Source organism: Proteiniphilum sp. UBA1028 (assembly GCF_002316955.1).
Classification (GTDB): Bacteria; Bacteroidota; Bacteroidia; order Bacteroidales; family Dysgonomonadaceae; genus Proteiniphilum.
Genome location: NZ_DCEN01000087.1, coordinates 15012 through 29212, shown reverse-complemented (window position 1 = coordinate 29212; position 14201 = coordinate 15012). Strand labels below are relative to the sequence as shown.

The 14201-nt window shown below is 43.2% G+C and carries 10 protein-coding genes and 1 pseudogene; 3 read left to right on the top strand and 8 right to left on the bottom strand.

Annotated elements, in window-relative coordinates:
- Positions 1 to 44: 44 nt before the first annotated feature.
- A complete protein-coding gene (locus tag B3Z75_RS13825) occupies positions 45 to 1430 on the top strand; it encodes an MFS transporter (RefSeq protein ID WP_238866886.1) in 1386 nt (461 codons plus the stop codon).
- Between the two features lie 309 nt (positions 1431 to 1739).
- Here B3Z75_RS13825 and trhA read toward each other — a convergent pair whose 3' ends face one another.
- The gene (gene trhA, locus B3Z75_RS13820) at positions 1740 to 2396 is read right to left on the bottom strand and encodes a PAQR family membrane homeostasis protein TrhA (RefSeq protein ID WP_238866884.1); all 657 of its coding nucleotides are present in this window, start codon (positions 2394 to 2396) and stop codon (positions 1740 to 1742) included.
- A 133-nt stretch (positions 2397 to 2529) separates the two neighbouring features.
- A complete protein-coding gene (locus B3Z75_RS13815) occupies positions 2530 to 2730 on the bottom strand; it encodes an RNA polymerase sigma factor (protein ID WP_238866882.1) in 201 nt (66 codons plus the stop codon).
- A gap of 344 nt (positions 2731 to 3074) precedes the next feature.
- On the opposite strand from B3Z75_RS13815, the gene B3Z75_RS13810 reads away from it, so the two are divergent.
- Positions 3075 to 3377, top strand: coding sequence for a hypothetical protein (locus tag B3Z75_RS13810; RefSeq protein WP_238866879.1), 303 nt, complete (start codon positions 3075 to 3077; stop codon positions 3375 to 3377).
- A gap of 268 nt (positions 3378 to 3645) precedes the next feature.
- Complete coding sequence (clpB, locus tag B3Z75_RS13805) at positions 3646 to 6234, top strand: ATP-dependent chaperone ClpB (RefSeq protein ID WP_238866873.1); 2589 nt, start codon at positions 3646 to 3648, stop codon at positions 6232 to 6234.
- Positions 6235 to 6357: 123 nt separating this feature from the next.
- Here clpB and trkA read toward each other — a convergent pair whose 3' ends face one another.
- The 6 genes and pseudogenes from trkA to clpP all read right to left on the bottom strand — a co-directional run bounded on the left by trkA (position 6358) and on the right by clpP (position 14193).
- The gene (gene trkA / locus B3Z75_RS13800; protein ID WP_238866871.1) at positions 6358 to 7695 is read right to left on the bottom strand and encodes a Trk system potassium transporter TrkA; all 1338 of its coding nucleotides are present in this window, start codon (positions 7693 to 7695) and stop codon (positions 6358 to 6360) included.
- A 19-nt stretch (positions 7696 to 7714) separates the two neighbouring features.
- Positions 7715 to 9685, bottom strand: a complete 1971-nt coding sequence (dxs, locus tag B3Z75_RS13795; RefSeq protein WP_238866870.1) for a 1-deoxy-D-xylulose-5-phosphate synthase — start codon at positions 9683 to 9685, stop codon at positions 7715 to 7717.
- A gap of 65 nt (positions 9686 to 9750) precedes the next feature.
- On the bottom strand, positions 9751 to 10083 hold the full coding sequence (locus B3Z75_RS14305; RefSeq protein WP_407681796.1) for a hypothetical protein: 333 nt from the start codon (positions 10081 to 10083) through the stop codon (positions 9751 to 9753).
- A 60-nt stretch (positions 10084 to 10143) separates the two neighbouring features.
- Positions 10144 to 11952 (bottom strand): annotated as a pseudogene (gene recQ / locus B3Z75_RS13790) (DNA helicase RecQ); the annotation flags it as partial.
- Positions 11953 to 12267: 315 nt separating this feature from the next.
- Positions 12268 to 13509, bottom strand: a complete 1242-nt coding sequence (clpX, locus tag B3Z75_RS13785; protein ID WP_238866866.1) for an ATP-dependent Clp protease ATP-binding subunit ClpX — start codon at positions 13507 to 13509, stop codon at positions 12268 to 12270.
- Between the two features lie 6 nt (positions 13510 to 13515).
- A complete protein-coding gene (clpP, locus tag B3Z75_RS13780; RefSeq protein WP_238866864.1) occupies positions 13516 to 14193 on the bottom strand; it encodes an ATP-dependent Clp endopeptidase proteolytic subunit ClpP in 678 nt (225 codons plus the stop codon).
- Positions 14194 to 14201: the final 8 nt, after the last annotated feature.

Here is a 14201-nt window from a genome sequence, read left to right as displayed (position 1 = left end):
ATATATGCGAAACTTAACTCAATTAAAATTTAAAATAATTTGAAATGGTAGAAAAAATCAGGAAATCGCTCAGAGATTCTGCAGCGGCACGGTGGTCCGCACTGTTCTTCGTCGCTTTTACAATGATGTGCGGGTATTTTTTAACGGATATCATGGCCCCCCTGGCCGGACTGCTTGAGGGACAACTCGGATGGTCACGTGCTGATTATGGCACATTCACAAGCTCATATGGCTGGTTTAACGTCTTTCTGCTGATGCTAATATTTGGAGGAATAATTCTCGACAAACTGGGAGTACGTATGACAGGTATTGGTGCCACAGCTGTAATGGTGATAGGTACGGCTATAAAATACTGGGCTATTTCTACTGACACACTTGCAGGAAAGGTCATTTTGGGACTGGATGCCCAGGTCTTATGGGCAAGTATCGGTTTTGCAGTTTTTGCCGTGGGTGTAGAGGTGACCGGAATTACCGTTTCAAAGATTATTGTTAAGTGGTTCAAGGGTAAAGAGATGGCCACGGCTATGGGTATGGAGATGGCGATGGCAAGAATAGGTACCGCTATGGCGTTGGGTTTCTCTATCCCTATCGCAAAAGCTACAGGTATTATTGATGTTTCGCGCCCCGTGCTGGTGGCCCTGATAGGACTATGTATCGGATTTATTTCGTTCTTGGTTTATGTGGTGATGGATAAAAAGCTGGATGCTTCGGAGGCAACGGATTCTATGGAACAAAGTAGTTCTGAAGATGAGTTTAAACTATCTGATATAGGAAAGATTCTGGGTAATAAAGGATGGTGGTATATTGCTATCTTGTGCGTTTTGTTCTATTCTGCTGTTTTCCCATTTCTTAAATATGCCACCGACCTGATGGTAAATAAGTTCGGAGTGAAAGAAGACCTTGCGGGAATGATACCTATGTTGCTGCCTTTCGGAAATATTCTCCTTACACCTCTGTTTGGCGGTATATATGACAAGAAAGGGAAAGGTGCAACAATTATGATTATTGGCTCGCTGCTGCTGATTCTGGTTCATGCACTGTTCTCCGTTCCACTATTCAACAACTGGATTTTTGCGATGGTGCTGGTCGTAATTCTGGGTATTGGCTTCTCACTTGTTCCTTCGGCAATGTGGCCATCTGTACCCAAGATTGTTCCCGAAAAGCGCCTTGGTACAGCTTATTCACTTATCTTCTGGGTACAAAACTGGGGATTGATGGGGGTCCCTCTTCTGATAGGATGGGTGCTCGAGAAGTTCTGCGTGACGGGGCAGACAGTTCGCGACGGACTGAGCGTTAACACATACGACTACACAATTCCAATGATGATTTTTACATCCTTTGGTGTTCTGGCACTTCTTTTTGCTTTCCTGCTGAAAGCAGAGGATAAAAAGAAAGGATACGGACTGGAATTACCTAATATCCAGAATTAATCGTGAAGAGTTTCATGTTTCATGGCTTGCGAGTACTGTTACTGATGACATAAAGCTGATGACAGGCTAAATAAAGCTGGGAAGAGAAACTGATCACAGAAAACTTATAGCAGGCAACTGAAAGCTGATGACTGACGGCCCGAAGTTGATTTGAAAACTACATAAAGGCGATTCGCTACAAAGGCGGGTCGCCTTTTTTGATTGAGGCTTTATTGAGAGTTAATAAAACTTTGTGTATCTATAAGGGATGGTTAGCATGTGGAAAAATGGTAGTGATTAGGGCCTTACGATCCCAGTCTTACTATAATACTATAGCGGGATCAGATATGCTGCCGTTATATGGCATGCAAGTCCCAGCAATACAAACAGATGGAATACAGCGTGTACAAACTCCCGTCTGGCAGTGGCGTATATAACGGCGCCGGCAATATAGAACAGGCCTCCCCCAAGCAGCCAGTAGATCACATCCATACAGTTTTTTGCATGAGCAATCTCTATTGACGGTTTGAAAGCGATGAGAGCCACCAGCCCCATCATTACATATGAAGCGGTTTTCAGGTGGCTGTTTTTACTGAGCTTCCTGAAGCTCAAGGCGATACCAGCAATGGCGGTTGTCCAGGCTATCCCGAACAGAAGCCAGCCCCAGAACTGTGCATCGCGAAGCAGGATAATAGTGAATGGAGAGTAGCTTGCAGCGATAAGAAGATAAATGCTTGCATGGTCGAAATGGCGTAACCTGGCTTTTAAAACTTGATCCCGCACGTAGTGATAGATGGTGGAGGAGCCCATGCAGATAGTCATACCGATGCCGAATAACCCATAGGCGATGATTGCACCACGGTTACCTGAAGAAATAGCCTTGTTAATTAGTATAACAGTTGCTGCAATACTTATCAATACCCCAAGGCCATGTGTTATGTAGTTGGCCTTCTCTTCGCGGTCAGTATAGAATTTTTCGTTTGTCACAAGATTTATAATTCAACTTTCAACGTTATTTTCCGGCTCACTTCCGACCATGGCGGAGACCCGGGTAAAAGTCTTTTTTACCTTGTGCTGTGGCTGCTTTAATCTCATTGTCCATAGATTTTTCCATTATCGGTTATTGTGAAACATCTTCAAACAAATCCATCACTGCATCTTGTGCGTCGGCCTCGTTAGACAGGTATTTCAGACATAATCCGTATACCATAGGTATATAGCGCCGGTATAATTCGTCGAAGTAGGTTGCTTGTTCTTCTTTTTTACAAAGATCAAACAATTCATCGTTCGATAGTTTTGTTATTTCTGTTCTGCTTTTCAATCCGTTGCCTGTTGATTTGTACAAAGAAGTTCCACAAAATTAAAAAAATATTCGTTCGGTTATGGAATTTGTAGTGCATTTGTATCCTTTATACAGAGCATTTAAAAAAGAAAATAGTTTAGTACTTTTTCTTAATGCGGTATAATGATATGAATATTAGCTGGATAATGGTCTATATGAAAGCGAAAAACAGAGGAGCTTGCTTTATGTAAGTTTCTCAGTTTCTTTTGCAAATGCGGAAAGCATTGACAAAAGTTGTCAAAGTATCTGTTCATCTTTGTACCATGTATAAAAAAATATTAACCATAAATTGACAAAACTGAGACAAAAGATGAAACGACAAGATGAAACGACAAGATGAAATCGAAATCAACCAATTTCAATTGGGAATATTACTCGATAAAGGACAAAAAATTTTTTACGACACAATAATTTCTGCTAACGTATTTTGTAGCCACTGCAGGAGTATTGCTGAAAAAGGAGTTTTGGTGGAAGAGATTTATCTGACTCATTTTAACGACATTCTGGTAAAGGGGAGCTGCAAAGTATGCAATGGAAGCGTAGCTCGCATTATTGAGTTTGGAAAAGATGAGACCTTTTTTAAGAAGGCTAATGAATTAAGAAAGTCAATGAAGAAGAGAGTATAATAACTGAAACAATTGGGCCATATTACCTATTAATGTACTGTAAATAAACTTTCATATATTCACAGATAAATACTCGACTGCCAAAACGTCATGATTAGTCCTTTGGCAAAGATTTTGACCTTACCATGATGTGAATCAGCGTTGAACAGGCTTTGGGTAAAGCAGCCCGGTTGAAAGGGCTGCCCACTTTTAGCTGTTGCTTCAAGTGGCTTATCCGGTGAGATATGTTCCAGATTAAACAATATTAAAAAGAAAGGATAATGGATATATGAATTTCAATAATTTTACAATAAAGGCGCAGGAAGCGGTGCAAAAAGCGATAAATCTGGCACAGGGTAACAATCAGCAGATGATTGAACCGGCACATCTTCTCAAAGGGGTTATGCTGGTTGGTGAGAATGTGACTGGCTTTCTGTTTCAGAAGCTTGGGGTGAATGGCCGGAACCTGGAAAAGGTTGTAGACAGTGAAATTGAATCATACCCCCGGGTGTCGGGTGGCGAACCTATGCTGAGCAGGGAGGCAAATGCTGTTTTTCAGAAAGCGGCTGATTACGCAAGCAAGATGGGAGACCAGTTTGTTTCTCTTGAACATTTGCTGCTTGCAATCCTGAGCGAGAAGAACAGCGCTTCGCAGATGATGAAAGATGCAGGTATTTCACTCAGCCAGCTGCAGTCGGCTATCCGGGACCTTCGGCAGGGTGAGAAGGTAACAAGCCAATCGGCTGAAGATACATACCAGTCACTGGGTAAATATGCGGTGAACCTGGCGGAGCAAGCGCGAAACGGTAAGCTAGATCCAGTTATCGGTCGTGATGAGGAGATTAGAAGAGTGCTGCAGATCCTGAGCAGGCGTACCAAAAACAACCCCATTCTTATTGGTGAGCCGGGGACGGGTAAGACGGCTATTGCCGAAGGACTCGCATACCGAATTATCCGAGGCGATGTGCCGGAGAATCTTAAAAGCAAGCAGATCTATTCTCTCGATATGGGGGCACTTATTGCAGGCGCAAAATACAAGGGAGAGTTTGAGGAGCGTCTGAAGTCTGTTATAAACGAGGTGACAAAATCGAACGGAGAGATTATTCTCTTTATTGACGAGATCCACACGCTGGTAGGTGCAGGAAAAAGTGAAGGTGCAATGGATGCCGCCAATATTCTGAAACCAGCGCTGGCACGTGGGGATCTGCGGGCTATTGGTGCTACCACACTCGATGAGTATCAGAAATATTTTGAAAAAGACAAAGCTCTTGAACGTCGTTTCCAAACGGTTATGGTGGATGAGCCGGGTGAATCTGACAGTATCTCCATTCTTCGCGGACTGAAAGAGCGGTATGAGAACCACCACAAGGTGCGAATTAAAGATGAGGCTATCATCGCTGCTGTACAGCTTTCAAGCCGCTATATCACCGATCGTTTTTTGCCCGACAAGGCTATTGACCTTATGGATGAGGCTGCTGCCAAGCTACGTATGGAGGTGGATTCCGTTCCGGAAGAGCTGGATGAGATTATGCGCAGGATAAAGCAGCTTGAGATTGAGCGTGAAGCTATTAGGCGTGAGGATGACAAACAAAAAGAAGATCTTCTGACCAGAGAGATTGGGAATCTGAAAGACGAGGAGTCTGAACAGAAAGCCAAATGGAAGGCTGAGAAAGAGCTTATCAATAAGATCCAGCAGGCAAAAATTGATATAGAAGATGCAAAGTTCGAGGCCGATCGTGCCGAACGTGAGGGCGACTACGGGAAGGTAGCCGAATTGCGATATGGAAGAATTAAGGAAAAAGAAAACGAAATAAAAGATCTGCAGAATCAGCTTCATGAGCGCCAGGGCGGAAGAGCTATGATAAAGGAAGAGGTTGATGCTGAAGATATTGCCGATGTAGTGTCGCGTTGGACCGGAATTCCTGTTAGCAAGATGCTGCAGAGTGAACGTGAGAAATTGCTTCAGCTGGAAGATGAGCTTCATAAACGTGTTGTTGGCCAGGAAGAGGCCATAACTGCCGTCGCTGATGCCGTACGCCGCAGTCGCGCCGGTTTGAGCGATCCTAAGCGTCCTGTAGGCTCGTTTATTTTCCTTGGGACAACGGGTGTGGGCAAGACAGAGCTGGCAAAGGCATTGGCCGAGTATCTTTTCGATGATGAGAATATGATGACGCGTATTGATATGAGCGAATATCAGGAGAAATTCAGTGCTACGCGATTGATCGGGGCCCCTCCGGGATATGTGGGTTATGATGAAGGGGGACAGCTTACCGAGGCTATTCGTCGCAAACCCTATTCTGTGGTGCTGTTTGATGAGATAGAAAAAGCGCACCCTGATGTGTTTAACATTCTGCTTCAGGTGCTGGATGATGGTCGCCTCACTGACAACAAGGGCAGGGTAGTGAACTTCAAGAACACCATTATCATCATGACCTCAAACATGGGATCTGAACTTATTCGTGAGAACTTTGAAAAAATAAACAGAGAAAACCGAGAGGAGATCATTGAAAACACGAAAAATATTGTGATGGATATGCTGAAGAGAACTATCCGTCCCGAGTTTTTGAATCGCGTAGATGATATTATCATGTTTGCTCCGTTGAAGGAGAATGAGATTGAACAGATTGTACGTTTGCAGCTTGGTATTGTAGGAAGGATGCTGAAGGAGAATGGTATCGAACTCAAATATACCGATGAAGCAGTTCGCAGTATCACTTTTGCCGGTTACGATCCAGAGTTCGGTGCACGCCCTGTGAAGAGGGTTATACAGCGACGGGTATTGAACCAGCTATCGAAAGATCTTCTGGCAGGTAAGGTGGATAAATCAAAGCCTATCATCATTGATGCGATTGACGACATGCTTTATTTCAAAAATTAATAGGGGAAGGCAAGCAATCAATTAACTCACGAGAGTGAGCTTTGCAGAAGTGTCGCGATTATTTACCTGATTGTCAGGAGTCTGAAAAATAATTGCATAAGTTTTTTTCAGCATATAACCATCTTAATTAAAATAGCTTTCTATGCTCCTCAGTGATTTACTTAGGAAGAATACCACAACCTGGTCGTAAGGTTCTATTAGTGTATCTCCATCTACAAGCATAGGCTCGCCGTTTCTGATAAGCGCTCCAAAAGTGATGTCGGAGGGCAGGTTAAGGTTTTTAATAAGTTTTTTTGTCACCTTCGAGTTGGGTTTGGCAATTACCTCCCCTACGTTTGCATCGGCGATGGTGAGGCTTTTTATATTCGAGGCATCGGCTTTCAACAGCAGTTCATAGATCTTACTGGCTGCAATAAGTTTTTTGTTGATAACTGTTCCAATGTCGAACCGTTCCGCCATCGATATATAATCGATGTTTTCAACCTCTGCAACAGTTTTCTTTACACCATACTGTTTTGCCATCATACAGCTCAGGATATTTGCTTCCGAGTTCCCGGTGAGAGCGAGGAATGCATCTGTTTCGGTGATACCTTCGCGTATAAGGAACTCAGTGTTGCGCCCATCTTCTACAAAAACTGTGACATTTGGAGGAGCTGTTTCGACCAGCATCTCAGCACGTTCTCTGTCCTGTTCTATTATTTTTATATTGATATTCTGGGGGAGTTGCTGTACTGTACGCATTGTTATACGGCTTCCTCCCATGAAAATGATCCTTTTTGTTTCGAAAGATTTTTTCCCCAGCAACTCGGGAAGTGAATCCAGGTGTTTTCTTAAAGTGGTGAAATAGAGAATGTCGTTAGGAAGTATCTGGTCGCTTCCTTTGGGTATAATGGTGTGAGAGTCACGTTTGATGGCTACCAGGTGGAACAGTTTCACGCTTTGCATAAGCTCATGCAGATATTTGTTCACTATGGGAGCATTCTCTCTTACTTTTGCAGCAGAAAGTATCACTGTTCCGTTGCATAGCTCCCACCAAAAGCGTGTCCAGGGTGTTTTAAGCGCCATTGCGATCTCCTTTGCGGCCATCAGTTCAGGGTAGATCATTGAATTGATTCCCAGTTTTTCGAAGAATCCGGTATTTTTAGGCAGCAGGTACTCGTAATTATCTATGCGGGCAAGTGTTTTTTTTGCTCCCAGGTTGGATGCCAGCATACATGAAGTGATATTCCTTGACTCCTCAGTGGTTACGCCAATATAAAGATCGGAATTGGTAATACCTGCGTCAGTGAGATCTTTAAGTGAAGTGCAGTTGCCGATATATGTCAATATATCTGTATTGTCGTTTATCATAGATAGACGGTCTTTGTCGTCGTCCATCAGTGTTATATTGTGATTCTCCTGTCCCAGAAGTTTCGCGAGGTGAGTTCCCACGGCGCCTGCACCGGCAATTAAGATTTTCATTTACTATGTTACAATTATTTTATTTGACTATGAAACGATTGTGTATTATGTTGGTGGAGGCTATGGGTTCTATTGTAGGCAGTATATCGCTGCTTCGGTTATTTAGTTTATCATTTATCTTAATAATATTTTCCAGGATGCTGTTCTCGTCAATTTTGGTTAGTTGCTGAAGCTCTTTAACCGACCCGTGTGTCACAAATTCATCGCCGATGCCTATGCGGTGTAAATGAATGTTACTGTAGTCGTTTTCTGCCAGAAACTCAAGTACAGCACTTCCCAAACCACCTTTAATAACTCCGTTTTCAACAGTTATAATATATTTGTATTTTTTCGCAACCTCTTCAAGTAACTCTTCATCTACAGGTTTCAAGAAAACCATGTCGTAATGTGCCACACTTATACCTAACTTCTCTGCCTCGGCAATTGCTTTAGACGCGTTGTTGCCTATAGCTCCTATTGAGAGAAGGGCAATCTCTTTTCCTTGTTTAAGTTTTCGTCCTTTTCCTATAGTGAGTATCTGAGGTTCGTTCTGCCAGTTGGTGATCTCACCTTGTCCCCGTGGATAGCGAATCACAAATGGCCCGTCGTTACCATATACAGCTGTGTACATCAGGTTTCGTAGCTCATGCTCATTAAAAGGTGCTGAGATTACCAGATTGGGTATCGGCCGCAAGTATGCCAGATCGAATACACCGTGGTGAGTGGGGCCGTCGGCACCTACCAGCCCGGCTCTGTCGAGACACATAACCACTTTCAGCTTCTGAAGGGCAACGTCGTGAATAACCTGATCATAAGCACGCTGCATGAATGATGAGTAGATGTTGCAGAAAGGAATAAGCCCCTCTTTGGCCATACCTGCAGAGAAGGTTACCGCATGCGCCTCGGCAATACCTACATCGAAAACCCGGTTGGGAAATCTATCCATCATATAGGTCATGGAACAGCCGGTAGGCATTGCCGGTGTAACACCCACAATCTTGCAGTTTTTCTCTGCCATCTCAACGAGTGTATGTCCGAAAACATCCTGATATAGTTGTGGCTGATCCTTATTATCCTTTAGAATACGTTCACCAGTCTCTTTATTGAAAAGTCCCGGAGCATGCCATACCGTGGCCGATTTCTCTGCAGGCTTGAATCCTTTTCCTTTAACCGTTTTAATGTGCAGCAGTTTAGGACCCTGCATATCTTTGATGTTTCTTAGAATGCGGATAAGTCCCGGCAGATCGTGACCGTCAACCGGACCGAAATAGCGTATGTTGAATCCCTCAAAAATATTTTGTTCTTTAGTGAGAAGCGATTTTACGCTGTTGTTGAATCGCAATACCAGATTTTTTTCTTTCTCGGAGATTAGCTTCCGTTTTTTGAAACCCTGGTAAAGGTTGTTACGGAACCTGTTATATTTGGCCGATGTAGTCAGTTTCACCAGGTAGTCCTGAATTCCTCCAACATTATTGTCGATAGACATATCGTTGTCGTTAAGGATAATAAGCAGGTTGTTGGGTTGTGAACAGGCATTGTTGATTCCCTCGTATGCCAGGCCGCCCGTCATTGCACCATCGCCAATGATTGCAACTATGTGACGGTTTTCATTGTTGAGGTTAGCTGCAACTGCCATTCCCAGCGCTGCCGAAATGGAGGTTGATGCGTGTCCGGCAATGAAAGTATCGTATTCACTTTCATTGGGATTAGTGAATCCGGAAAGTCCTCCCAGTTTGCGGTTGGTTGAAAAGAGTCCGCGCCGCCCGGTAAGTATTTTGTGGCTGTATGCCTGATGCCCTACATCCCATACGAGCCTGTCGTAAGGTGTATTGTATAGATAATGGAGTGCCACTGTCAACTCCACCGTACCCAGGCTCGATCCGAAATGCCCGGGGTTGTGCGACAGTTGTTCAATGATGAATTCTCTCAGATCATCACAAACAGTTTTCAGTTCGTCAACACTGAGTTTTTTCAGATCACCGGGACTATTTATTTTTTGTAAGTATTTCATATTTCATACACCCATCCTAATAATAACGATGAAGGTGTAAAATAGTTTATTTTTCTTTTTTAGCTCTAATTGGCCATGTCAGAAAAGAACTTGATACGAACGAGGCGAATCTCCGTTTCCGTATATTCTGAAAGCTCTTCCTGTGCACTGTCGAGATCATCTGTTTCCGCCTCCTTAAAATAGGCATACACATCCTGCATCACATCCGGGTCCATAACCTCTTCGAGAAAATAATCGATATTGATTTTGGTACCTGAATAAACAATTGCTTCCACTTCGGAAAGCATTTCATTGAAATCTATACCTTTTGATTCTGCAAGGTCGTCAAGTGCTACTTTGCGGTCAATGGCCTGTACTATAGATACTTTTAGCTTCGACTTGTTGGCTACTGTCTTCACTCGGAGGTCTTCGGGACGAGTGATATCATTCTCCTCAACATGTTTTTTTATCAGCTCCACAAATTCTTTACCGTATCGTTTTGCTTTCCCTGCTCCCACGCCCGGTATATTTTGCAGTTCTTCCAGCGTGATGGGGTAGGAGGTTGCCATTGCTTCTAACGATGAGGGCTGAAAAATCACATAGGGGGGCACGTTCAGTTTTTTCGACAGCTTCTTTCTCAGATCTTTCATCATAGAGAAAAGTACAGGATCGGCCGCACCGCCACTGGCCCCGGACGAGGCTAAAGCATCTGAATCTTCACTTTCAAGATCAGACATATCATCCTCATCTTCATCGTCTTTAGTTATCTTAAAAGACACGGGGTTTTTTAAAAACTCTTTTCCTTTTTTGGTGATTTTTAGAATACCGTAGTTTTCGATGTCCTTTCTCAGGTAGTTGTCCAGCAATGCCTGACGGATAAGCACCTCCCAGGTACTATCTTCTTCGTCTGCACCTGTCCCGAACTCTTCCAGTTCGTTGTGCCCGTAGGTTTCAATATCGGACGACTCTTTTCCTATGAGGAAATCGACAACATAATCGGCTTTTTGTTTTTCTTTAAGAGCAATAATCGCTTCTAATACAGTAATAAGTAACTCTTTTGCTTCCACTTTCTTCTTTGGATTTAGACAATTATCACAATTTTTACAATTAGTTTCATTATAATTTTCGCCAAAGTAGTGCAATAACACTCTTCTCCGGCATACTGATGACTCTGCGTAGGCGGCTGTTTCCAGCAGCAGCTGTTTACCTATCTCCTGTTCGGAAACTGGTTTTCCCTGCATAAAACGTTCCAGTTTAAGCAAGTCTTTATGGGAGTAGAAGGCAATACACTTCCCTTCGCCCCCATCGCGGCCGGCACGGCCGGTTTCCTGGTAATAACCCTCCAGGCTTTTTGGTATGTCGTAATGTATCACGTAACGTACGTCAGGCTTATCTATGCCCATGCCAAATGCTATGGTAGCCACTATCACATCTGCCTGCTCCATAAGGAAGGCATCCTGATTATAACTGCGTGTGGCAGCATCCATCCCTGCGTGGTAAGGTAATGCCCTTATATCGTTTGCTTGCAGGATTTCGGCGAAATCGTCCACCTTTTTTCTGCTAAGGCAATATACAATGCCCGATTTTCTCCCCTGCGAGAGAATATATTTGATAATCTCCTTGTCTATCTGTTCTGTTTTATTACGGACTTCGTAATAGAGATTGGGACGGTTGAAAGACGATTTAAAGACCACTGCATTATGCATGCCAAGGTTTTTTTGAATGTCGTGCTGAACCTTGGGTGTTGCCGTTGCTGTAAGGGCTACGATTGGTTTCGGGCATATTTCACTGATGATTGGCCTGATACGGCGGTATTCAGGACGGAAATCGTGTCCCCACTCCGATATGCAGTGTGCTTCATCTACCGCGTAAAACGAAATTTGAATATTTCGCAGGAACTCAACGTTTTCTATTTTTGTGAGCGACTCGGGAGCCACATACAGCATTTTTGTTAAACCTGAAAGAATATCCTTTTTTACCTCTTCAATCTCCTGCCTGTTAAGTGATGAGTTTAAAAAGTGTGCAACGCCATCCTCCTCGCTGTAATTTCTCATGGCATCAACCTGATTCTTCATAAGTGCGATAAGCGGTGATATAATAATTGCCGTGCCCTCCATAAGCAGAGCCGGTAGCTGGTAGCATAGCGATTTTCCTCCGCCAGTGGGCATTAATACAAAAGTATCCTTTCCGGATAAGACACTTTTTATGATAGCTTCCTGATTGCCTTTGAATGTATCAAACCCAAAATATTCCTTTAAACCCTTGTAAAGTATCTCTTTTTTATCCATTGCACGTATCACACTGATGTAAAAAAATTGTCATCAAAAGTTATGTACAAAATTAAAAAAGTATTTCATATTTCCAACAATAAAAACAAAATTGAGAAAAAAATAACACTTTAATTTTACTTTTTTTTTTGGTGTTTATATTCTTCTTATTGCAGGCAGTTTACAAAACCCAATTATAATCAGTTTCTTTGAAATTGTTGTAAAATGTTCGTTTCACAATTAAAAAAACGCAAGCCGGACATGCGTTTTTTATATTTCACACGGCGAATTTTCATCTACCGGCGGATTGATTATCCGAAAATTATCGGGAATATTTCAGGCAACTCTCAATTGGTGTAAATCTGAATTTTCCAGTTGATCGGAAGCGTATTTACGCGTTACGTGAAGTTTCTTCTTATCATCAGTAGGCAGAGTGAACATTGCATCAATCATTATTGCTTCAACGATAGAACGCAATCCGCGTGCCCCAAGCTTGAACTCAATAGCTTTGTCCACAATATATTCAAATGCATCCCGGTCGAAAGTGAGAGCTACTCCATCCATCTCGAACAACTTCTGATATTGTTTGATGATGGAGTTTTTCGGTTCCACAAGTATGCGTAGCAGCGCGTCTCTATCCAGTGGCTCCAGGTAGGTGAGAATAGGAAGGCGCCCGATGATCTCGGGGATGAGCCCAAATGATTTCAGGTCGAGCGGAGTAATATATTTCATCAGATTGTTCCTGTCGATAGTTGCCTTTTGATTGCTGGCGGCATATCCTACCACACGTGTATTGAGCCGCTGGGCTATTTTCTTTTCTATTCCGTCAAAAGCGCCACCGCAAATAAAGAGTATGTTTTTGGTGTTTACCGCAATCATTCGCTGTTCAGGATGTTTCCGGCCTCCCTGCGGGGGGACATTAACTACCGAACCTTCCAGCAGCTTAAGTAATCCCTGCTGAACACCTTCGCCGCTGACATCTCTGGTAATGGAAGGATTGTCGCTCTTCCGTGCTATCTTATCTATTTCATCTATAAAGACGATACCTCTCTCAGCGGCATTTACATCGTAATCGGCTACCTGCAGCAGACGGGTGAGAATACTTTCAATATCTTCTCCCACGTAACCTGCTTCGGTAAGGACAGTTGCATCAACAATGGTAAAAGGGACCTGCAGCATTTTAGCTATGGTTCTTGCCAGCAACGTTTTCCCTGTACCGGTTGCGCCAACCATAATTATGTTGGACTTTTCTATCTCAACATCATCTTTCACGTTTTTCTGTAAAATTCGTTTGTAGTGGTTGTAAACCGAAACCGATAGAAAACGTTTTGCGTTGTCCTGTTTGATGATATATTGATCAAGAAACTCTTTGATCTGAGCAGGTTTGGGGAGTGAGGACAGTGAAATACCTGAATCGGTCTTGCCGGTACTCTTGAACGAGTCGTTAACAATCTCGTGTGCCTGCTCAGTACACATGTCGCAAATAAAACCAGTCATCCCCGAAATAAGAAGGTTTACCTCCTGTTCGCTTCTGCCGCAAAAACTGCAATGATTGCTGCTGTTAGCTTTTTTTGCCATTCTTGATTACTTTTTAATAAGAACATCGTCCACCATGCCATACTCTTTGGCTTCGGTTGCGGTCATCCAGAAATCACGGTCGGAGTCTTTTGATACATCATCGATAGGCTTACCGGAGTGATTGGAAATAATGGTGTACAGTTCCTGTTTGATTTTAGCTATTTCACGGGCAGTGATCTCTATATCGGATGCCTGTCCCTGAACACCTCCCATAGGCTGATGTATCATTACCCGGGAGTGAGTGAGAGCGAAACGTTTTTTTTCAGAGCCTGATACCAGAAGAACGGCAGCCATAGATGCGGCAATGCCGGTGCAAATGGTTGATACGTTACTTGTTATAAACTGCATTGTGTCATAAATGCCTAATCCTGCGTATACCGATCCACCGGGAGAGTTGATGTATATTGAGATATCCTTGCCCGGGTCGGAGGAGTCGAGATAAAGAAGTTGTGCCTGAATCACGTTGGCTGTATAATCGTCGATGCTGGTCCCTAGAAAGATGATGCGGTCCATCATCAGGCGGGAAAAAACATCCATCTGTGCAACATTGAGCTGGCGTTCCTCTATGATTGTTGGTGAGATATAGCCTCCCCCTCCCTGACTTGTTATATTCATATAACTGTCAAGCCTTGATCCGCTCATACCCAAATGTTTTACCGCGTATTTTCTAAAATCGTTGTTCATAAATCTTT